The sequence below is a fragment of the Sagittula sp. NFXS13 genome, from assembly GCF_040148795.1.
GTDB classification, from domain to species: domain Bacteria; phylum Pseudomonadota; class Alphaproteobacteria; order Rhodobacterales; family Rhodobacteraceae; genus Sagittula; species Sagittula marina.
Genome location: NZ_JAGEMH010000003.1, coordinates 528,276 through 547,418, shown reverse-complemented (window position 1 = coordinate 547,418; position 19,143 = coordinate 528,276). Strand labels below are relative to the sequence as shown.

General features: G+C 60.7%; 20 protein-coding genes. 8 read left to right on the top strand and 12 right to left on the bottom strand.

Annotated elements, in window-relative coordinates:
* Nucleotides 1-16: 16 nt before the first annotated feature.
* Nucleotides 17-568: a tetratricopeptide repeat protein gene (locus J4E08_RS10525; protein ID WP_349538422.1), complete on the bottom strand. Its 552-nt coding sequence runs from the start codon at nt 566-568 to the stop codon at nt 17-19.
* Nucleotides 569-655: 87 nt separating this feature from the next.
* On the opposite strand from J4E08_RS10525, the gene J4E08_RS10520 reads away from it, so the two are divergent.
* The 5 genes from J4E08_RS10520 to J4E08_RS10500 are packed head-to-tail and all read left to right on the top strand — an operon-like array spanning nt 656 to nt 5,490.
* On the top strand, nt 656-946 hold the full coding sequence (locus J4E08_RS10520; RefSeq protein WP_349538421.1) for an SCP2 sterol-binding domain-containing protein: 291 nt from the start codon (nt 656-658) through the stop codon (nt 944-946).
* On the top strand, nt 946-1,908 hold the full coding sequence (locus J4E08_RS10515; protein ID WP_349538420.1) for an alpha/beta fold hydrolase: 963 nt from the start codon (nt 946-948) through the stop codon (nt 1,906-1,908). The genes J4E08_RS10520 and J4E08_RS10515 overlap by 1 nt, the downstream gene beginning before the upstream one ends.
* A 40-nt stretch (nt 1,909-1,948) precedes the next feature.
* Nucleotides 1,949-2,953, top strand: a complete 1,005-nt coding sequence (locus J4E08_RS10510) for a ligase-associated DNA damage response exonuclease (RefSeq protein WP_349538419.1) — start codon at nt 1,949-1,951, stop codon at nt 2,951-2,953.
* Nucleotides 2,950-4,539 carry an ATP-dependent DNA ligase gene (locus J4E08_RS10505; protein WP_349538418.1) on the top strand — a complete coding sequence of 530 codons (1,590 nt, stop codon included), beginning with the start codon at nt 2,950-2,952 and terminating at the stop codon, nt 4,537-4,539. The genes J4E08_RS10510 and J4E08_RS10505 overlap by 4 nt, the downstream gene beginning before the upstream one ends.
* 6 nt (nt 4,540-4,545) lie before the next feature.
* The gene (locus J4E08_RS10500) at nt 4,546-5,490 is read left to right on the top strand and encodes a hypothetical protein (protein WP_349538417.1); all 945 of its coding nucleotides are present in this window, start codon (nt 4,546-4,548) and stop codon (nt 5,488-5,490) included.
* A 271-nt stretch (nt 5,491-5,761) separates the two neighbouring features.
* Here the strand turns inward: J4E08_RS10500 and J4E08_RS10495 are convergent, their stop codons facing one another.
* Nucleotides 5,762-6,667 carry a hypothetical protein gene (locus tag J4E08_RS10495; protein WP_349538416.1) on the bottom strand — a complete coding sequence of 302 codons (906 nt, stop codon included), beginning with the start codon at nt 6,665-6,667 and terminating at the stop codon, nt 5,762-5,764.
* Between the two features lie 161 nt (nt 6,668-6,828).
* Between J4E08_RS10495 and J4E08_RS10490 the strand changes: the two genes are divergently transcribed.
* The gene (locus J4E08_RS10490; protein WP_349538415.1) at nt 6,829-8,652 is read left to right on the top strand and encodes a M3 family oligoendopeptidase; all 1,824 of its coding nucleotides are present in this window, start codon (nt 6,829-6,831) and stop codon (nt 8,650-8,652) included.
* Between the two features lie 63 nt (nt 8,653-8,715).
* Here the strand turns inward: J4E08_RS10490 and J4E08_RS10485 are convergent, their stop codons facing one another.
* The 5 genes from J4E08_RS10485 to J4E08_RS10465 form a co-directional block, all read right to left on the bottom strand.
* Nucleotides 8,716-9,207, bottom strand: coding sequence for a hypothetical protein (locus J4E08_RS10485; RefSeq protein ID WP_349538414.1), 492 nt, complete (start codon nt 9,205-9,207; stop codon nt 8,716-8,718).
* Between the two features lie 301 nt (nt 9,208-9,508).
* On the bottom strand, nt 9,509-9,778 hold the full coding sequence (locus J4E08_RS10480; protein ID WP_183963071.1) for a DksA/TraR family C4-type zinc finger protein: 270 nt from the start codon (nt 9,776-9,778) through the stop codon (nt 9,509-9,511).
* 183 nt (nt 9,779-9,961) lie between these two features.
* Nucleotides 9,962-10,624, bottom strand: a complete 663-nt coding sequence (locus J4E08_RS10475; protein ID WP_349538413.1) for a thermonuclease family protein — start codon at nt 10,622-10,624, stop codon at nt 9,962-9,964.
* Nucleotides 10,625-11,443: 819 nt separating this feature from the next.
* Nucleotides 11,444-11,641 carry a hypothetical protein gene (locus J4E08_RS10470; protein ID WP_183963073.1) on the bottom strand — a complete coding sequence of 66 codons (198 nt, stop codon included), beginning with the start codon at nt 11,639-11,641 and terminating at the stop codon, nt 11,444-11,446.
* A 234-nt stretch (nt 11,642-11,875) separates the two neighbouring features.
* Complete coding sequence (locus tag J4E08_RS10465) at nt 11,876-12,478, bottom strand: LysE/ArgO family amino acid transporter (protein WP_349538412.1); 603 nt, start codon at nt 12,476-12,478, stop codon at nt 11,876-11,878.
* Between the two features lie 111 nt (nt 12,479-12,589).
* Here J4E08_RS10465 and J4E08_RS10460 point away from each other — a divergent pair, with 111 nt between their 5' ends.
* Complete coding sequence (locus J4E08_RS10460) at nt 12,590-13,462, top strand: LysR family transcriptional regulator ArgP (RefSeq protein WP_349538411.1); 873 nt, start codon at nt 12,590-12,592, stop codon at nt 13,460-13,462.
* Between the two features lie 53 nt (nt 13,463-13,515).
* On the opposite strand, the gene J4E08_RS10455 is transcribed toward J4E08_RS10460, so the two are convergent.
* Nucleotides 13,516-14,262, bottom strand: coding sequence for a YebC/PmpR family DNA-binding transcriptional regulator (locus tag J4E08_RS10455; protein ID WP_349538410.1), 747 nt, complete (start codon nt 14,260-14,262; stop codon nt 13,516-13,518).
* A gap of 114 nt (nt 14,263-14,376) precedes the next feature.
* Here J4E08_RS10455 and J4E08_RS10450 point away from each other — a divergent pair, with 114 nt between their 5' ends.
* Nucleotides 14,377-15,111, top strand: a complete 735-nt coding sequence (locus J4E08_RS10450) for a glutamine amidotransferase (protein ID WP_349538409.1) — start codon at nt 14,377-14,379, stop codon at nt 15,109-15,111.
* Nucleotides 15,112-15,155: 44 nt separating this feature from the next.
* Here J4E08_RS10450 and J4E08_RS10445 read toward each other — a convergent pair whose 3' ends face one another.
* The 4 genes from J4E08_RS10445 to J4E08_RS10430 form a co-directional block, all read right to left on the bottom strand.
* Nucleotides 15,156-16,934, bottom strand: a complete 1,779-nt coding sequence (locus J4E08_RS10445) for an SLC13 family permease (protein ID WP_349538408.1) — start codon at nt 16,932-16,934, stop codon at nt 15,156-15,158.
* Between the two features lie 145 nt (nt 16,935-17,079).
* Nucleotides 17,080-17,895, bottom strand: a complete 816-nt coding sequence (locus J4E08_RS10440) for a TIGR00282 family metallophosphoesterase (protein WP_183963079.1) — start codon at nt 17,893-17,895, stop codon at nt 17,080-17,082.
* Nucleotides 17,896-17,959: 64 nt separating this feature from the next.
* Complete coding sequence (locus J4E08_RS10435; RefSeq protein ID WP_349538407.1) at nt 17,960-18,742, bottom strand: FG-GAP repeat domain-containing protein; 783 nt, start codon at nt 18,740-18,742, stop codon at nt 17,960-17,962.
* On the bottom strand, nt 18,742-19,065 hold the full coding sequence (locus tag J4E08_RS10430) for a 2Fe-2S iron-sulfur cluster-binding protein (protein WP_183963080.1): 324 nt from the start codon (nt 19,063-19,065) through the stop codon (nt 18,742-18,744). Before J4E08_RS10430 ends, J4E08_RS10435 begins: the two co-directional genes overlap by 1 nt.
* Between the last annotated feature and the right edge of the window lie 78 nt (nt 19,066-19,143).

Sequence of the window (19,143 nt, the reverse complement as noted above, 5' to 3'; positions counted from 1 at the left end):
CCTGTGCGATCCGCCGTTACAGCGTCACGCCCTTTACCATGGTTTCAAGCCGCTCCAGCGCGTCGATGACGTCCGGATCGTGCGGTCGCAGGGTCAGTACCTGTTCAAAGGCCCCATAGGCAAGCACCTCGTTGCCCAATTGTTCGTGGATCGCCCCGACACCACGAAGCGCTGCAAAATGTTCCGGGTTCAGGGCCAGCACACGCTCCAATGCATCCAGCGCAGGTCCAAATCGCTCCTCCTGGTAGTACGCAAGGGCGAGACCGTGCCAACCTTCGGCAAATTCAGGCGCATGATCGGTCAGCGCCCGAAAATGTTCAGTCGCCGCGTCGAGCTCTGAAACGTCCAGGGCATCGCGCCCCCGCTTCAACAGCAGGTCCATCGCCGGTGAACCGCTCTTTGACCATTCGGTGATGATCTGATTCTCCAGCCGCAGCGCAGAGGTTTCATCCTCTGCCTGTTGCAGCTCCGACATCAGCGTATCGAGGCGATCCTGTGCCAATCCTGCGATTGGTAGGGATATCATGACTGTGGCGAGAAATGCCGTGACGATACTTTTGAAATTCATGTCACCTCTGCTCATATCCTGTCATGAGTGTAGCGTCCGTGCGCGGAATGAACAGCGCACGTTTTTGAGAGAATGAAGGAGCGACGTATGAGCGAAGTTGTGACCGCGGCCGTGACAGCCCTGAAGTCCAAGATGGCTGGTGAGTCCTTTGAGGGCAGCGCAAAATTCGTCATCGAGGACGAAGGCAGCGTGATCATCGAGGGTGATGACGTGCGTGAAGGCGACGAGGACACCGACGTCACATTGACCGCCGACCAGGAAACATTCGAGGCGATCCTGTCCGGTGACCTCAATCCGACGACTGCCTTCATGGGCGGCAAGCTTGCAATCGACGGCGACATGTCCGCGGCGATGCGCCTTGCCGGAGTCCTTGCCTGATGGACCTGACCCCCGCGCCTTTCTTTGCTGATCTCGCCGAAGGCCCTGCCGGCGCCCGCGCCTGGTGGGTCAAGGCCGCAGATTCGCTGAGGCTGCGCATTGCGCATTACCCGTCCGAGGGGACGCGGGGGACTGTGCTGCTGTTTCCGGGCCGCACGGAATACGTCGAGAAATACGGCCGCGCCGCAGCGGTCTTCGCCGAGGCCGGGTACCACACACTCGCCATTGATTGGCGCGGTCAGGGATTGGCAGACCGGATGTTGGTCGAACGACGCACGGGCCATGTCGATCTGTTCGAGGATTACCAGCGCGACGTCGCCACCATGACATCGCTGGTCGACGTGTTGGACCTGCCGCGCACTCAGCATCTGGTTGCGCATTCGATGGGCGGTTGCATTGGTCTGCGCGCGCTGATGGACGGCCTGGACGTGACCTCCGCCGTGTTCACCGGCCCCATGTGGGGCATTCGCATTGCAAATCCCGTGCGTCCCGCAGCTTGGGCGATCGCGCGGATGTCGAAGTCGATGGGTCTTGGCCATATGTTTGCGCCCGGCACCGGAGCAATCAGTTATGTCGTTGGCAGTGATTTCAACGACAACAGCCTCACCCGCGACCCGGAGATGTGGGAGTACATGCGCCGCCAGGTCCTCGCTCATCCTGAATTGCAACTGGGCGGCCCTTCCCTCAATTGGTTGCACGAAGCACTGGCCGAAATGCGTATCCTGTCCCGTCGCCCAGCGCCGAACGTCCCGTGCGTATGCTACACAGGCACCAATGAACGCATCGTTGATATCGATCGCATCCGCGCCCGAATGGCGGAATGGCCGGGGGGACGGCTGGAAATGGTGGCCGATGGCGAACACGAAATCATGATGGAAGTGCCCGCGACCCGTAACCGCGTGTTCGCCGACATGATCGACCATTTCGCCACCGCAGGAGAGGCACAGGCGCTGACCGCCTGATTGTCCTCGCCAAGGTCATAAAGCGCATTATCTCCGCTGCATGACCGATCCAGTTCTCACCTTCACTGACCGGGGCATCTACTGCCCTGCCGGCGATTTTTACATTGATCCCTGGCGCCCCGTAGATCGCGCTTTGATCACCCATGGCCATGCGGACCACGCGCGGCCCGGACATGGTCGGTATCTTGCGACCCACGCCGCTTTGCCGGTCATGCGGCACAGGCTGGGGGAAATTACTGCGGACGGCATCGCCTACGGTGAGACGCGGCAAATCGGCGGCGCAAACGTGTCGTTTCACCCCGCCGGCCACCTCCCCGGATCTGCGCAGATCCGTATCGAGGTGGACGGTTATGTCTGGGTCGCGTCAGGCGATTATAAAACCACCGACGATGGGTTCTGCGAGCCGTACGAGCCTGTACGCTGCCACAGTTTCATCACCGAATGCACCTTCGGCCTCCCTGTGTTCACATGGGAACCACAGGCGAAGGTCGCGGAAGAGATCAACGCTTGGTGGCAAACCTGTGTTGCCGAGGGGAAAACAGCTTTGTTGGGCGCCTATTCCCTGGGGAAGGCGCAACGGCTCTTGTCCCTGCTCGATCCAATTGGCCCGATCCTCACCCATGGTGCAGTGGAAGCCACAAACGAGATACTCCGTACACAAGGATACGCTCTTCCCGAGACAATTCACGTCACGCCAGACTTGGACGTAAAGGCACAGAAAGGCGCCTTGGTGCTGGCACCGCCATCGGCCTTGGGCAGCCAGTGGGCCCGTCGGTTTCGAAACCCTTCCACCAGCTTTGCCTCTGGCTGGATGCGGATACGCGGCATACGTCGCAGGCGGGGCATGGATCGCGGTTTTGTTCTGTCGGATCACGCCGACTGGCCCGGGCTTCAGGAGGCCATCAAGGCCACCGGCGCAGAAACAGTCTATGCCACGCACGGCTACACCGAGATCTTCTCCAAGTGGCTGAAAGAAGAGGGCTATGACGCACATGTGCTGCAGACCGAATTCGGCGACGATGGCCAAAGCGAGGAGGCTGTATGAAACGCTTCACCCGCCTTTTCACCACCCTCGATCAAACCACGAAAACCACACTCAAGACGAAGGCCCTTGCCGAATACTTCATTACGGCTCCGGACGAAGATAAACTTTGGTGCATCGCCCTCTTCTCCGGCAGGCGGCCGAAGCGGGCGATCAACGCCACCGAATTGCGCAACCTCGCAGCGGAACAGGCGCGTATCCCCCTTTGGCTGTTCGAGGAAAGCTACCCGATTGTCGGTGACCTGGCCGAGACCATCTCGCTCGTACTGCCACCCCCGACGCGCGACAGCGATCTGCCTTTGACCCGCTGGATCGGGCAACTCCGCGCGATGACGGGTCTGCCGCTGGACGAGCGCAAGGCACAAATCCTTGACGCATGGGATCAACTCGACACAGCAGAGCGTTTTGTCTTCACGAAGCTTGTGACCGGCGGCTTTCGCATCGGAATATCACGCAAATTGATGACCCGCGCCCTGGCTCAGGCCACCGATCAGGACGAGGCCGCCTTGGCGCTCAAGCTTATGGGCAACTGGACGCCGGAGACCACAAGCTATCACGACCTCATCGAAAAAGATGACCCGCGTGCCGATGGCTCACGCCCCTATCCTTTTTACCTGGCCTATCAATTGGAAAGTGCGGCGAAAAATCTAGGTCCAGCAGCGGATTGGCAAGCAGAATGGAAGTGGGACGGAATTCGCGGCCAGTTGATTTTGCGCGACGGTGAACACCATCTCTGGTCACGCGGAGAAGAGCTGTTGACAGATCGCTTTCCAGAATTCGAGCGTGCTCCGGATTTTCTGCCCGACGGCACCGTCTTTGACGGAGAACTGCTGGCGTGGGACGATGGCCCCCTTCCCTTTGCAACATTACAGCCGCGCATCACGCGGAAGACTGTTTCCAAAAAACTTCTCCGAGACGCGCCCGTGTCCTTACTGGCATATGATTTACTTGAAATCGGCGGCGACGACATCCGTCACCTTCCCTTGAAGGAACGCCGCCAACGCCTTGAAACAATGCTGGAGAATGCCCCGCCGGATTCTCCTGTACGCCTTTCGCCGAAACTCGATTTCGAAAGCTGGGACGCACTGGCAGACACCAGAGCAACGGCAAGAACGCACCGTGCCGAAGGCCTGATGTTAAAACGCTGCGACGCGCCATACCTTGCAGGCCGCAAAAAGGGCGATTGGTGGAAGTGGAAGCTGGATCCGCTAACCGTCGACGCTGTGATGATCTATGCGCAACAAGGGCATGGCCGCCGCGCCAACCTGTTTACCGATTTCACATTTGCGGTTTGGAATGGCAACGAGTTGACCCCATTTACCAAGGCCTACTCAGGGCTCTCGGACAGTGAGTTCAAGGAAATTACCCGTTGGGTTCGGCGCAATACATTACAGCGCTTCGGCCCTGTCCGGCAGGTCAAGCCGGAGCATGTTTTCGAGATTGCCTTTGAGGGCATTCAGGAAAGCCCGCGACACAAATCGGGCATTGCCCTTCGTTTTCCACGCATGAGCAGATGGCGCCGAGACAAGCCTGTGAACGAAGCAAATTCTCTCAATGACCTGAAATCGTTGTTGAAACTCTACGGGTGAGATGCAATGTCAGATGCCGTGGGTCACATTCCCTTCGATGGAGCGCCCAATACGCGGTATTGCTTGAGCACCGAAAGGGCATTTAATTTGCGCATAATTAGCCTAATTCTACTTGTCTCCGCAGCCGCGCCCGCCGCCGCTCAATCCGTCAAATTCGAGGGAACCGTCGAGGCAGGAGTGACCAATCTGGCTGAACTCCCACTTTTCGGGGCTATGGATGCTACTGCGTCGGTGCCGTTTCCCACATCCCATCCTCTAAGCTTCGAAGTCGGTACATATCTGTACGCCTTGGACGGGAAAAACCCGCATGAGACCTACGCTGCCTTCGTTTGGGACGGGCGCATTCGGCTCGGGGTCGTGCGCCCCGCCTTTGATTCGGTAATTCCATCGGTCTTTGGACACACCGCGCCGTACCTTTCGTATGACCGCCTTGAATACACGCGGAGCCACAACACTGTCGAAGCCATGCGGCGCACCGCAGTGCCTTGGGGTGTGTCTGTTGATGGTGAGATGGACGCCTTGACATGGTCTGTATCGGCGCATGGCGCCCACAAAGGCGGCTTTCGTACGGCCTCAGCCGCACTGTCGCAACAAAGTGGCCACTATGAGTTTGCCGCCGCTTTAGAGAGCATTTGGTCGGATGATGGACAACACGAAGGTGTGAATGCGAAACTTGGCACGCGCGCCGATTTTGGCAGTGTCGACCTGTCGGCCGCATGGCTAAGCATGGCCGCAAACGATCGTCCAAACGCGATTGCATTGAAGGCCGAAGTGGATCTCACTGGCGACTATCTCATTACAGTCATGGGTGAATTTTCAGAAGATCAAGAGGACGATGCCTACGGTCTCGCTGTAAAACGCAGCTATCATCAATATGGAGATGCCGTCCTCGCAGCGACAGACGGCGAAGCGGGTCCCGGATTGCACCTGACATATGCGTACACGTACTGAAAGGGCGGGGTCATTCCCCCGCCCAGTTCGAACTTGATCACAAGAGCCTTAGCCGCCAGCGGCACTGCTACCCCGCCTGCGCTGAGCGTACATGCTTGTACGCCTGCTGAAATCTCAGGGGGTAAACACCGACTGTTAAGACAGACAGGTGTCGAAGATCCAGAAAATCGCGCACTAACCGACGAGCGTCCCCTTCCCGACATGTCGTGGCCACGAAGCGTTTCGTTTCACAAACGGTGTTTCCCGGCTTGGCGATATATCTGAAAGCCGGTTACTCCGAGCTCGCTTCGTCCGGCGACTCCTCCTGCGTATCAGGCTCCTCCTGCGCACTGTCTGCGTTGCTGTCTTCCTGCGCACTGTCTGTGTTGGTGTCATCCGACGCGGCCGCGTCCTCTTCAGATGTGTTCTCCGGTTGATCGGAGGCATCATCTGACGACTGGGCAGCGTCTTCCGCATCAGTCAGAACCGCTGAGCAATCAGATCCAAGTGTCACGCCTTGCGACGTCAACGCCATGATTGACAAAGCACATTCTGTTTCCTCGACGCTCACAGTCGTTGTGCCACCGGTTCCCAGGTTTACGGTCTCGCGATTGACCGATAGCCGTGCAGAGCCTTGCTCCGGTTCCAAGCGAGAGACGAAAACACGCAACGCCCCATCCGCAAACAGCGCCGTACTTCCAACCGACAGCGCATCGCTCACTTCCATGTCGTCGCTCGGCATTGCGCCGCCACCGCTACCACCGTCGGAGGAGGCCACAGCAGAGGCTGCAATTTGCGCGCTGTTTGCCATGCTCGACGACAGCTCATCCATAGCCGCCTGAACAGCTTCCGCCTGAGACGCGCCAGCTTCGGAAATCTGCGAGGACAGAGCGTCGCGCATCTCTTTGATCTGCTCGGAAAGACCCTGGGTCTGTTCCCCCATGCTGGAGGCCATTTCCTCTGGATCAACCGTATTTCCCGTTACGGCAGCTTCCAGCGCGGTCAACTGTTCCTGGATCGTCGCAAGCGTGGCTTGCGTGCTCGTCGCTGCATTGCTCGCCTCTTCCCGCGCGGGCTGAATTGTCCGACTGATCGCGTCCTGCATGGCAGTGTCGCTCATGCCGTTGCCGATGACCGTGCCGCCGATCAGGCCAACAACCAGCCCCCCCACCGCAAATATAAACCCCTTGGTATCCATGTTCGAAATCTCCTCCACTAGATGAATCGCATCCTTCTCCTGACGTTGAGTTAGCTCAGAGATGCTCGGTGTCCGCAATTCTTTTAAGCCCGCTGCGCCTTGCCATCCCCGCAACCTCACACCTATGTCTGTATGCAAACGTCAATCATCCGAGGTTCAAAATGCCCCTTTCGCTTCCCCGTCCGCTTTTTGATGCAAATGCCACTTCTGGCGGCAAGGATCTGGGCCCTCTGCCGGAGTGGGATCTGACCGATCTGTACCCGGCACCTGACGCGCCGGAGTTGAAGCGGGATCTCGATTGGTTGGAGAACGCGTGCCGGACCTTCGCAGAGGATTACGAAGGCAAGCTTGACACACTCGACGCCTCCGGGTTTCTCGACGTCATTCAACGCCACGAAAAGATCGGGGCGATTGCAGGGCGTATCATGTCCTTCGCCGGGTTGCGGTACTACCAGCTGACGGTGGATTCGGAACGGGCAAAGTTCCTCTCCGACATGCAGGAGAAGGTAACAAACTACACGACGCCACTTGTGTTTTTCACGCTGGAGCTCAACCGGCTGGACGATGCGACACTGGACGCCCTGTTTGATGCCGATGCTGACCTTGCGCGCTACAAACCCGCCATCCGCCGCATCCGCGCGCTGAAACCTTACCAGCTCTCTGACGAGATGGAGAAGTTCCTGCATGACATGGGCGTGGTTGGCGACGCTTGGGAAAAGTTGTTCGACGAAACCATCGCGGGACTGACCTTCGAGATCGACGGCGAAGAACTCGGGATCGAGGGCACGCTGAACTTCCTCACCGATCAAGACCGCAGCAAACGCGAAGCTGCCGCGCATGAGCTGGCACGCGTTTTCGGTGAAAACATCCGTACGTTCGCACGCGTCCACAACACCACCGCGAAGGAGAAAGAGGTTATGGACCGGTGGCGCGGCATGCCCACCTCTCAGACCGGGCGTCACCTGTCCAATGATGTGGAACCCGAAGTCGTCGAGGCGTTGCGCAATGCCGTGGTCGAGGCCTACCCGCGCCTGTCTCACCGTTACTATGAATTGAAGCGCAAGTGGCTTGGCCTCGACCGAATGCAGGTCTGGGACCGCAACGCGCCGCTGCCGATGGAAACCGATCGCGTCATCGACTGGCCCGAAGCGCGCGAGATGGTTATGGACGCCTACAACGCCTTCGATCCACGTATGGGCGAAATCGCGACGCCCTTCTTTGACAAAGGATGGATCGACGCTGCCGTGAAACCGGGAAAGGCGCCCGGCGCTTTCGCCCATCCGACAGTCACCGACGTACACCCTTACGTCATGTTGAACTACCTCGGAAAACCGCGCGATGTCATGACCCTGGCGCACGAACTTGGCCATGGCGTACACCAGGTTCTGGCAGCAGATCAGGGCGAAATGCTATCCTCCACCCCCTTGACGCTTGCGGAAACCGCCTCCGTCTTTGGCGAGATGCTGACGTTCCGCAAGATGCTGGAAAACGCCAAGGACCAGAAGGAGCGCAAGGTCATGCTCGCCGGCAAGGTGGAGGACATGATCAACACCGTCGTGCGCCAGATTGCCTTCTATGACTTTGAATGCAAACTGCACGACGCCCGCCGCGGCGGCGAGCTGACCCCGGACGACATCAACGCGCTGTGGATGTCGGTACAGGCGGAAAGCCTCGGTGAAGGCTTCGACTTCATGGAAGGCTACGAGACCTTCTGGGCCTACATCCCGCACTTCGTTCATTCGCCGTTTTACGTCTATGCCTATGCCTTCGGGGACGGCTTGGTGAACGCGCTCTACGCGACCTACGAAGAAAACCCCGAAGGCTTCCAGGACAAGTACTTCGACATGCTCAAGGCAGGCGGCTCAAAGCACCACAAAGAGCTTCTCGCACCCTTTGGCCTGGACGCAACCGACCCCAAGTTCTGGGACAAGGGTCTGTCGATGATCGAAGGCTTCATCGACGAACTCGAGGCGATGGAAGACTGACATTGGCTAAACGTGAAGGGCCTTCCCGGCCCTTCACCCGTATGCCTCAAAAAGCCTGAGCCCTCACGGCCGACGCAACTGCTCCAGATACCCTGCGCGTACAGCATCGGGGTGAATGATGCCCAGCTGTGCCGGGATCTTTGGCAGTTTCAGCACCCGCGCGATGGCAAAGCGGTTCCTGCCGCCACCGGTACGAAGCGGTTCGCCGTCCCGCGCGATGTGAAAGAAAATACCCTCGTATTCGCGCCGCAAGTGACCGGGAAGCTCGCTGCGCGGACGTAATGTGCCCGTTTTCTGCGCATCTTCGTAGACCCGATCCAGATCTTCGTAGCGCGCCATGATCTCTTCCAGTGTACGCGCGCCTTCGGAAATGCCTTTCTCGGCGATCTTGCCCAGATGGTAGTCCACGATGCCGGTTTCGGCCCAGCTCATGCCTTTTACAAAGTGATCGTGGATCACCCGTGCCGCCCGCGTTTCGGGAAGCGGTTCACGCGATTGATCCCAGTCGCCCGCGACGACCATGCCACTTTCCCGCCGCCTGTACGTACGATCCACCGCTCGGTGCGCATATTTGATGTCACAAGGCGAAATGTAGATACGCTCGTCACTGAGGGGCGCTCCGGGCCCGTAGCGAAAGCGGTTCCATACGTCCCTCACCACCTTCTGCGGCACCCCCGCAGCAAGCTGGCGCCCAAGACGTGTCTTCGGTTGATCTGGATGCGGCATCTTGGACTCTCAATTTTCCGATCGGGCCGCGCAGTGCCCAAAACTCTGGAAAATCAAATCGGTGCGGAGCTGTCAATGCAGGGTTGCGCCGGCAGAGACCAGCGCGGATATGCGGACAAGCCGCCAGCGCTTACTTCAATTGGCTGTCTTTCGATCCCCGTCGATTGTACGACGATTGCCGCACGTCGCGCCCTTGCCGCTCGGCAGCGCAGTCCACGCAAAACTTTACGCCGGGCAAAGCGACGCGCCGCTTCTCGGGGATCTCCTCACCACACTCAGCACAGTCCATCAGGCTTTCTCCGACAGGCGCGCGCCGCAGCTTCATCCGCTCCAACTCTTCCTGGATCGAAGCTTCCATCTGTTCATTTTCCGCTCCGTCGCGGCTCCATCCTCCAGCCATTGCGTGCCTCCTTGGGGCTTTGCTTGGATATTCATCCAGTAATATAGGGCATCTTTGGATTTGTCGCGGTGTCGCGTCGCAGGTCACACCACGTGCCGATCGGGTGGCGCGAGGAGCGCCCCACAACCGCATGCGGTCTTCGATCCGTCTGGCCGATCATGATTAAGGTTTTACAGCAGACGCTCAGCGTTTTGCGGGACGCCAGCCCGCAAGCCGCGCATCCTCTGCCGTGTCAAAGCAGCGCTCGCCCTTTGACAGATTTATCCGCGTCGCTTTGTAATCGCGCTGCCCCGGCATATGATAAATGCGTTCAGCACCGTTTCGGCTGATATTGCCCTTTATAACGCATTCTTTTTGCGCGCTTTTTGTGGCCTTCTGCGCTGATCGCTTGCGGTACTGCGCCGGCGGATCGAATGCGACCGCATGAAGCCCAAGCCCGGCCTCACGTGCAGCTGTCTCATGCATTGTGTAGTCCATGGAGTACCGCGTGAAAGCCACGGCAAACCCGCGGCTCACCATCTGTTCACCAACATCCTCGCCGTCAACAAAGCATCGCGCGACGATTCGGTCATAGCGATCCCGGTCAAGTTCGACACAACGCGCCATCCGCCCGTCGACCATTTGACGCAGATTTTCAGTCACCCAAGCACCGCAAGCCCAATGACCGGAGCCGCCAGCCCCGCAGTGTTGTCCCTGCTCCGGCGCATCTAAACCATGCAAGCGCACACGCGCGGTGCCAACGTCGATCGTATCGCCGTCAATTACGCGAACGGAACCAACAAGATCAGTGGCAGAGGCATGGGAGGCGCACAAGATCGACACGCCAAGCGTGACGACCAGGAGCATTTGGTTAACGGAGTTTAACATTCCCTTTATATCGCCACAGCATCTGGCGAGTACAATGTAAAAAGGTCGTCAACCTTAACGCTAAAACTGCCTGCGCCGTGTCACTGAGTCATCTTCGCGCTTTGGATGCGGGGCTGCGCCTTCCGCGGGGGGTGAACCTGAGACGTGCCATGAACGCCCAAGGCGCGAAGCCCGGCTCCAACACGGCGGGACCGCGCGACCTCACGCCCGTAGGGGCCTTGTGCCGGGGCAAATGCCAAGCCAGATGCCACGAGATCTGCGCCAATCTCGCGCCTGCCATCAAGACAAACGGCCTCTGTTACCTCATTGATTTCAGGTTTCATTTCGACACAAAGGACATCTCGTCCGTCGTAGCGCGCGGCAACTTCGCCAGCAGCCCAAGCCCCACATGCCCAGCCGTGGTCGCACTGATGGTTCACCGCTGGTGCCCAAATCCCCGACAGTTTGAAGGCCTGTCCGCGCACACGCAGGTGCCCGGCATCCAACACCTCCGCCGGACCAAACACCACGCGGGTTTCAGAGGACGCTGGTCCTGCCAAAGCGATAAGCGCAAGAATTTTTACAAAGTTTAACATACCGCTAAGCTGACCAACGCAAACCGCCAGATCAAGCCTTGCCGGTAAGTATGCTTAACGCGCGTCCCTTTTCGTGCCGGGAAGCACGCCGAAAATGTCCCATCATGCAAAATCAACAGCTTTTCGGCTGTCAAATGCCCGATACAGTCCCGACGGTCCGTTCGACAAAAATCCGGCCCGCCCCGCATGGGACGCACCTATCGTGTTGGCAAATACGTCAGCTTCAAAATTTCAGCGTGCCCAGGACGCGGTTCTGCGGCAGGCGCGCCACTTCGATACCACAGTCCGTGCGGCGCAGGTTGTAGCCGTAACCACGCATCCGAAAGCGCCATTCCGCATCCGACAGAACCTTCTCGCGCTCACGCAACAGGAAGGCTTCGATCTCGATCATGTCTTCAGTCAACTTGTTATCCGCAAACATTTTACACACTCCTGAAAATCACTGTTTACAGATCAAGAAATGCCCATGAAACAAGGCGCAATTGCGTCCAAGGTGCGGACTTTTCGCGGTTTGAGAACAATCCCGGCACCTGCCCGCGGTTCGTTGCACGCTCAGCGACTGTGACCGCCGCCTCGCGCATTGAACCAAGGCCACCCAGGCCAAGCTCTTGATGCTCAAGCCGCGATATGCCGCCCTGTATGACGGATGCCCGCCTCAGCCCAAGGTCAGGGACACGGCAATCGCCCACATGGTCAGTCCGACCAACAGGTCCAGCACGCGCCAGGCTGCCGGACGTTTGAACACCGGCGCCAGAACCCGTGCGCCAAATCCCAGCGAAAAGAAGAAGGTGGTCGAGGCGGTCACCGCGCCAAACGTAAATGGCACCGCATCATAGCGGGCGGAAATCGTCCCCAGCAGCACCACCGTGTCGAGGTAGACATGCGGGTTGAGCCATGTGAGCGCGAGGCAGGTCAGCACGGCTTTGCGGCGGCTCTGCGCGCCCTCCCCGGCCTCCAGCGCCTCTCCGCCCTTCCAGGCCGACCAAAGTGTGCGTGCGCCGTACCACACCAGGAAGGCCGCGCCGAAGACGCGCATCGCCAATTCCAGCCCCGGAACCGCCGTCGCCAGCGCCCCGAACCCGGCCACTCCTGCGGTGATCAGCAGGGCATCGGACAGCGTGCACACCAACACCACAGGCAGCACATGCTGGCGGCGCAAACCTTGCCGCAGCACAAACGCGTTCTGCGCGCCGATGGCCATAATCAGGCTAAAGGCCAAGGCAAATCCCGGCAGGTAAGAGGACCAGATGGCCTGCATGTCTCATGCTCCTTGTCGTCGTCGCCTGCAGGTACGCAGCACCGCTGGATTAAGCAAATTAAGGATTCTAAAACTGGTGAAGCAACTCTAATCCAAACGAGGTCCCGCAGCATGTACGATCCAGCCCAACTTGCCGCTTTGGAGGCCGTGCTTCGCCTCGGCGCCTTTGACGGGGCCGCGGCGGAGCTGGCGATCACGCCCTCGGCCGTGTCGCAACGCATTCGCGCATTGGAGGATCGCGTCGGCGCCCCGTTGGTTTTGCGGCAATCCCCCGCCCGTGCCACGCCCACCGGGGCACGGTTGTGCCGCCACGCGCGGGAGCTGGCCCTGCTGGATGCGGCCTTGGCACAGGATCTGGGCCGCGTCGCCGAGGCCCGCGTCAGAATCGCGCTGAACGCCGACAGCCTCGACACCTGGGCCATTCCGGCCTTGGCAGAAACGGACTTCCTGTTCGATATCGTGATCGAGGATGAGACCGCCGCGCACCACATTCTGCGCGAGGGAGAAGTGTGCGCCGCCATAACCACCCGCGCGGCGCCACTCCAGGGATGTGATGTGCTGCCGCTCGGCGTCACGCGCTATATCGCGACCTGTGCGCCAAGCTTTGCAAAGCGATACTTCCCGGACGCCGTCACAGCCGCCACGCTGGGCAAAGCGCCGATGCTGGATTTCTCCGGAAAGGACCGCCTGCAAAGGGGGTGGCTGGCGGATGTCTTTCCAGACGCCCCCGCACCGCCCGTCCATATCCTGCCCTCGACACATGGTTTCGTGACGGCATCCGTCGCAGGGCTGGGCTGGGGGCTGAATCCCCTGCCGCTGGTGGAGGAGCACATTGCCAAAGGCACTTTGATCGCGCTGTCAGACAGCCCGCGCGACGTGGCCTTGTATTGGCAGGTCAGCAGCCACCTCGGCCCGGCCTTGCGCCCGTTGACCAAGGCGCTGCAACGGGCGGCGCGAAACGCGCTTTTGCCGATCCCGCAATAGAAAACGCGCGGCAGGCTCCCCTACCGCGCGCTCTCACATCTCACGAACCGCGTTCAGCCGTCGAGCTGCGCCATGACTTCGTCCGACGCCTCGAAGTTGGTGGTGACGCGCTGCACGTCGTCGTCTTCTTCCAGCGCATCCACCAGCTTCATCAGCGTGGTCATGCCGTCCACGTCCATCTCTGTTGTGGTGGTCGGCTTCCAGATCAGCTTGGTCGACTCGGATTCGCCAAGGTCGGCTTCCAGAGCGTTCGCCACCTCGTTCAGATCCGTGTCGGCGCAATAGATGACGTGACCATCCTCGGACGATTCCACATCCTCGGCCCCGGCCTCGATCGCCGCCATCATGATATCGTCGGCATCGCCTGCGTCTGCCGGATAGATGATCTCGCCCTTGCGCTCGAACATGAACCCGACGGAGCCTGTCTCGCCCAGATTGCCGCCGTTCTTGGTAAAGGTCGACCGCACGGTAGAGGCGGTGCGGTTGCGGTTGTCGGTCATCGCCTCGACGATCACCGCAACACCGTTCGGGCCGTAGCCCTCGTAGCGGATTTCTTCGTATTCTTCGCCCTCGCCACCGATGGCCTTCTTGATGGCGCGTTCGATGTTGTCCTTGGGCATGGACTGGCCCTTGGCTTCCTTGACTGCCAGGCGCAGGCGTGGGTTCTTTTCAGGATCGGGATCGCCCATCTTTGCCGCGATGGTGATTTCCTTCGACAACTTGGAGAAGATTTTCGCCCGCAGTTTGTCCTGACGGCCCTTGCGGTGCTGGATGTTTGCCCATTTGGAATGGCCGGCCATGATCTCGCCTCTTCGGGTAGACTGTTTGAAAATTCGCGTCTCTATAATCCATCCACGCCCCTCTTGCCAAGGCCACCCATTGCGCGACGTCCTGTCCGCGCGTAAGCCAGCGTCATGGCCCGGTTTCTTCTCCTCCAGTTGCGCCCCGAAACAGAGGCGAGCGACGATGAATATCACGCGATCCTCGACAAGGGCGGTCTGCGCGAGGCGCAGGTGCACCGTCTCCAGCTCGACCGAGAGGACCTCCCCGCCACATTGGACCCGCGCGACTATGCTGGCGTGATCGTCGGCGGCGGTCCGGGCTGCGTCTCCGATCCCGCCGACACCAAGGACCCCGTCGAGGCCCGGATCGAGGCCGCCTGCCTGTCCCTGATGCCTTCGATCACCGGGCACGACCTGCCCTTCATGGGCTGCTGCTACGGCATAGGCATCCTGGCCCACCACTTGGGTGCAGAGGTGTCAAAGGCCCGCTATGGCGAATCCGTGAGCGCCGTCACCTGCACCCAGACCACAGACGGCCAGGCCGACCCGCTGATGCGCGCCCTGCCCGCTCGGTTCGACGCATTTGTCGGACACAAGGAAGCGGTGCAACATCTGCCAGAGGGCGCGGCGCATCTGGCCCGTGCAGACAGCTGTCCGTACCAGGTGATCCGTCACGGTCAGAACGTCTACGCCACGCAATTCCACCCGGAGGCCGACGCCAGTGGGTTCGAAACCCGCATCCGCATTTACCGGCACAAGGGCTACTTCCCGCCGGAGACCGCAGACGCGCTGATCGACATGTGCCGCGCGGCGGATGTGACCCATCCCGAAAAACTGCTATCGGCTTTTGTTCAACGCTATCAATGACCTTTCGCGACCGGCCCGGTCCCGAAAGCTCTGCCTCGTGCGTTTCATAACGGAAAGAACACCGGGATGAACAGCGCCGCCAGCGCCCCCATGATCAGGTTCAGCGGCAAGCCGACCTTCACGAAATCCGTGAACTTGTAGCCCCCCGGCCCATAGACCAGCGTGTTGGTCTGATAGCCGATCGGCGTGGCAAAGCTGAGGCTCGCCGCCACCATCACCGCAACCACCAGCGGCCGTGGATCGACCCCGATCGCCGACCCGATGCTGACAGCTATCGGCGTCACGACCACGGCGACCGCGTTGTTGGACACCGTTTCGGTCAGCAGGCTGGTCAGCAGGTAAATCCCCCAGACCAGAGCCCAGGGCGGCATGCCGTCCATCAGTGGCGCCACGGCGCCGGCGATCATCGACACCGCGCCGGTGTGCTCCAACGCGGCGCCCACCGCCAGCATGGCAAAGATCAGCGCCAGCAGCTGCCCTTCCACAAAGCTGAACGCCTCCTCGCTGTCGATGCAATGTCCCAGCAGCACCACGGCCACGGCCACCACTGCCAGCGCAAGGATCGGCGCGATCCCCAGCGCGGCAAGCACGACGATGCCCACAAGCGCGGCCAGGGCCACCGGCGCATGCCCGCGCCGAAACGCCCGCGCGGATGGCTGTGTCACGTCCACCAGCCCCATCTCATCAGCGAGCCGCTTGATGTCTTCCGGGTTGCCTTCGAGCAGCAGAGTGTCCCCGATCCGCACCACCAGTTCGTCCAGCTGCCGCCCGATATTCTGGTTCCGGCGGTGCACTGCCAGCGGATACACCCCGAACCGCCGCCGCAGACGCAGCCCGCCAAGGGAGCGGCCAACCATCTTGCAACCCGGCGTGATCAGGACCTCGACCGTGCTGGTCTCCTTGGACGACACCTGATCCACCCGCTTCAGCGACGGGTCGCGTTGCAGCGACAAAAGTTCGGTCATCTGTGTGCGCAAGACCACGCGGTCGCCCACCTGCAACGTCACGTTTTCAAGGTTGCGTCGCAGGGATTCATCGCCACGCACCACGTCGACCAGCCGAACCCCCTCGCGCTTGAACAACTGCACGCTCAGCACTTCACGCCCGATCATGTTGCTCTCCGGCGGCACCACGGCTTCGGTAAAGAACTTCATCCGCGACCGATCCGACAGCATCCCCGCCATGCTCATCCGTTCCGGAAGCATCTTCGGCGCCACGAAAAACAGATAGCACATCCCCACGGACACCAGGATCAATGCCACCGGCGTGACCTCGAAGATGCCAAAGGGCTCCAACCCCTGCGCACGCGCGACACCATCCACCAAAAGGTTGGTCGAGGTCCCGATAAGCGTCAGCGTGCCGCCCATGATGGCGGCGTAGCTCAGCGGGATCAAAAGCTTCGACGGCGCGATTTTCAACTGCCCGGCGATCTGCACGAAAACAGGCAGCATCACCACCACGACCGGCGTGTTGTTCATCACCGCAGAGGCCAGAACCACCACGATCAGGATCACCGACATCCCCAGACGTGGCCGCACGGCCACCTTGCGCTGCGCATAGGCGGTGAACGCATCCAGCGCCCCGGTCCGCACCAGCGCGCCCATGACGATGAACATCGCCGCGATGGTCCAGGGGGCCGGGTTCGACAGCACACTCAGTGCATCGTCATACGGCAACGCCCCGAACAACAGCAGCGCCGCGACGCCCCCGATGGCCGTGACTTCGGTTGGATACACCTCGCGGATAAAGAGCACGAACATGCCCACCACAACCGCGATGGCAACCCAGGCCTCCGCCTGTTGGTTCAAATCAATCCATCCCATTTCGGCTGTTCCCGCCTCGCGTATGCTGCTCGTCAAACGGACGTAGTCTGCAGTGCCATGCAGGTGGGCACAAGCGGGATGCACAGGCGATGCCCCGACGTGTCATCCGCTGCTGTCCGTCTGAGCATCCAGGGGCAAGCTGCCGTCAGGACGGTCCGCATTGCACCAGCCGCCCACCCTGGCGCACCATGGCCATGGACTTGGGTTTGCCGGTGAGGTCGTCGGTCTCGATGAACACACCCGACAGCGTGGCCTCGCCCTTGGCAGGCTCGAACCGGCCTTTCGACATGCCGTTGACAAAGCGGCGCAACGGCTCGGCCGGCTCCATACCGATCACGGAATTGTAGTCGCCGCACATGCCCGCGTCGGACAAGAAGGCCGTGCCCTTCGGCAGGATCTGCGCATCGCCCGTGGGCACGTGTGTGTGCGTGCCAACCACAAGGCTTGCCCGCCCGTCGCAGAAATGGCCCATGCCCATCTTCTCGGATGTTGCCTCGCAATGCATGTCCAACACGATGGCCTGCGCCTGCCCGCCCAGCGGATGACGTTTCAACACCTCGTCCACGGCGGCAAAGGGGCTGTCGTAATTGCGCGACATGAACACTTGGCCCAACGCCTGCACCACCAGCACCTTGCGCCCGCGCGCATCGCTGTACATCGCGGCACCGCGCCCCGGCGCTTGCCGGGCAAAGTTCAGCGGCCGCACGATCCGGGTGTCGCTTTCGATGTGCGTCAGCATCTCTTTCTGGTCAAACGCATGGTCGCCCAGGGTGATCACATCGGCGCCAGCCTCGAAGATCTCCTTGGCGTGGGCTGCGCTCAGCCCGTGCCCATTGGTGGTGTTCTCGGCATTCACGATAACGAAGTCGAGTTTCCAGTCCGTCCGCAGTCCCGGCAGCCGGTCCACGATCCCCTGCCGCCCGGAGCGGCCCATTACATCGCCAAGAAAGAGTATACGCATGGGCAGCAGGCCTAATGCGCCGCGCCGGAAAAGCAAAGACCCAAACGCAAGCCGGAGAGCCAGTTTATCGGCAGTCCATGGCGGTCTTCAGGGCCGCTTTGCTGTAGGGGCCGATCCGCGCCACCTGCACCGTACCGTCGAAGTCTACGGCCACCAGGTCCCGCCAGTCGCCAGAGGCCAGGACCATCTCCGGTCCCTGCCCGCAATCGCGCAGGCCACCGGCGATGAAATCCCAGCCGATGCGATGATTGGTCAGCCCCCCTTGCGTCGCCACTTCGGTCAGCCTGCCCTCGGTGTAGCGCCAGATCCGCAAGGTCTTTGCCAGATGAGGGCGGTCGATATAGGCGATCTCCACCGCACCGTCACCATCCAGATCCGCCGCGCCGATCACCGACAGCCACCGATTGCGCTGGCCGATGTGCGGGGTTGCCGCCACCTTGGTCCCCGTGCCGTCATAGATCGCCAGTTGCGCGCCGCGCGTCATCTGGCTTTCGACGACGATCACTTCGGCACAGCCGTCAGGCCCCAGATCGCTGACCAAAGGCGCAATGTCCTCGAACACCCGATCCTCAGGCAGTGTCACCCGCACCCGTCGCAGGGTGCCGTCCATGTCCTTGGTCTGCAACAAAAGGCCGCCGAACTCGCCGCCTCCGCCCAAAACGTTGTGACCATAGCGCGTGACCGGGTCCACATAGCGCGCCCCGGTGATACAGGGCGCGGCCTCAACCGCTGCGGCGCCCACCACAAGCGCCAGGGCCAGACACGCGCCGCGGGCGAGCGCGTGCCAGATGCGCCACGGTTTACGCGGCGCTTGTGCGGGCGGCCCCGAGGGGACCGCCCAGCCCATCAGATCTGCTTTTCCGGCATCCGCACGACCAGACCGTCCAGGGCGTCGGTCACCTTGATCTGGCAGGTCAGGCGCGACTTGGTCGGGTCGGGCTCGTAGGCGAAGTCGAGCATGTCTTCTTCCATATCCTCACGCGGAGGGAGCTTTTCCACCCACGACGGGTCCACGTAGACGTGGCAGGTCGAACACGCGCAGGCCCCGCCGCAATCCGCTTCGATGCCCGGAATGCTGTTGTCCCGTGCGCCTTCCATGACGGTCAGGCCATTGGCGACCTCCACCACATGTTCCGTCCCGTTATGCTCGATGTATGTAATCTTTGCCATTTCACCGCTCCTCTCCGTTTGATCGCGGGCATGATTAGACATCCCCACGTCTCTCTGCCAGCGCCTTTTGCACGTTCT

What these genes read in the sequence shown, in the direction of transcription:
- J4E08_RS10525 (WP_349538422.1), bottom strand. Translation starts at nt 568, where the DNA reads ATGAATTTCAAAAGTATCGTCACGGCATTTCTCGCCACAGTCATGATA.
- J4E08_RS10520 (WP_349538421.1), top strand. Translation starts at nt 656, where the DNA reads ATGAGCGAAGTTGTGACCGCGGCCGTGACAGCCCTGAAGTCCAAGATG.
- J4E08_RS10515 (WP_349538420.1), top strand. Translation starts at nt 946, where the DNA reads ATGGACCTGACCCCCGCGCCTTTCTTTGCTGATCTCGCCGAAGGCCCT.
- J4E08_RS10510 (WP_349538419.1), top strand. Translation starts at nt 1,949, where the DNA reads ATGACCGATCCAGTTCTCACCTTCACTGACCGGGGCATCTACTGCCCT.
- J4E08_RS10505 (WP_349538418.1), top strand. Translation starts at nt 2,950, where the DNA reads ATGAAACGCTTCACCCGCCTTTTCACCACCCTCGATCAAACCACGAAA.
- J4E08_RS10500 (WP_349538417.1), top strand. Translation starts at nt 4,546, where the DNA reads ATGTCAGATGCCGTGGGTCACATTCCCTTCGATGGAGCGCCCAATACG.
- J4E08_RS10495 (WP_349538416.1), bottom strand. Translation starts at nt 6,667, where the DNA reads ATGGATACCAAGGGGTTTATATTTGCGGTGGGGGGGCTGGTTGTTGGC.
- J4E08_RS10490 (WP_349538415.1), top strand. Translation starts at nt 6,829, where the DNA reads ATGCCCCTTTCGCTTCCCCGTCCGCTTTTTGATGCAAATGCCACTTCT.
- J4E08_RS10480 (WP_183963071.1), bottom strand. Translation starts at nt 9,778, where the DNA reads ATGGCTGGAGGATGGAGCCGCGACGGAGCGGAAAATGAACAGATGGAA.
- J4E08_RS10475 (WP_349538413.1), bottom strand. Translation starts at nt 10,624, where the DNA reads ATGCTCCTGGTCGTCACGCTTGGCGTGTCGATCTTGTGCGCCTCCCAT.
- J4E08_RS10470 (WP_183963073.1), bottom strand. Translation starts at nt 11,641, where the DNA reads ATGTTTGCGGATAACAAGTTGACTGAAGACATGATCGAGATCGAAGCC.
- J4E08_RS10465 (WP_349538412.1), bottom strand. Translation starts at nt 12,478, where the DNA reads ATGCAGGCCATCTGGTCCTCTTACCTGCCGGGATTTGCCTTGGCCTTT.
- J4E08_RS10460 (WP_349538411.1), top strand. Translation starts at nt 12,590, where the DNA reads ATGTACGATCCAGCCCAACTTGCCGCTTTGGAGGCCGTGCTTCGCCTC.
- J4E08_RS10455 (WP_349538410.1), bottom strand. Translation starts at nt 14,262, where the DNA reads ATGGCCGGCCATTCCAAATGGGCAAACATCCAGCACCGCAAGGGCCGT.
- J4E08_RS10450 (WP_349538409.1), top strand. Translation starts at nt 14,377, where the DNA reads ATGGCCCGGTTTCTTCTCCTCCAGTTGCGCCCCGAAACAGAGGCGAGC.
- J4E08_RS10445 (WP_349538408.1), bottom strand. Translation starts at nt 16,934, where the DNA reads ATGGGATGGATTGATTTGAACCAACAGGCGGAGGCCTGGGTTGCCATC.
- J4E08_RS10440 (WP_183963079.1), bottom strand. Translation starts at nt 17,895, where the DNA reads ATGCGTATACTCTTTCTTGGCGATGTAATGGGCCGCTCCGGGCGGCAG.
- J4E08_RS10435 (WP_349538407.1), bottom strand. Translation starts at nt 18,742, where the DNA reads ATGGGCTGGGCGGTCCCCTCGGGGCCGCCCGCACAAGCGCCGCGTAAA.
- J4E08_RS10430 (WP_183963080.1), bottom strand. Translation starts at nt 19,065, where the DNA reads ATGGCAAAGATTACATACATCGAGCATAACGGGACGGAACATGTGGTG.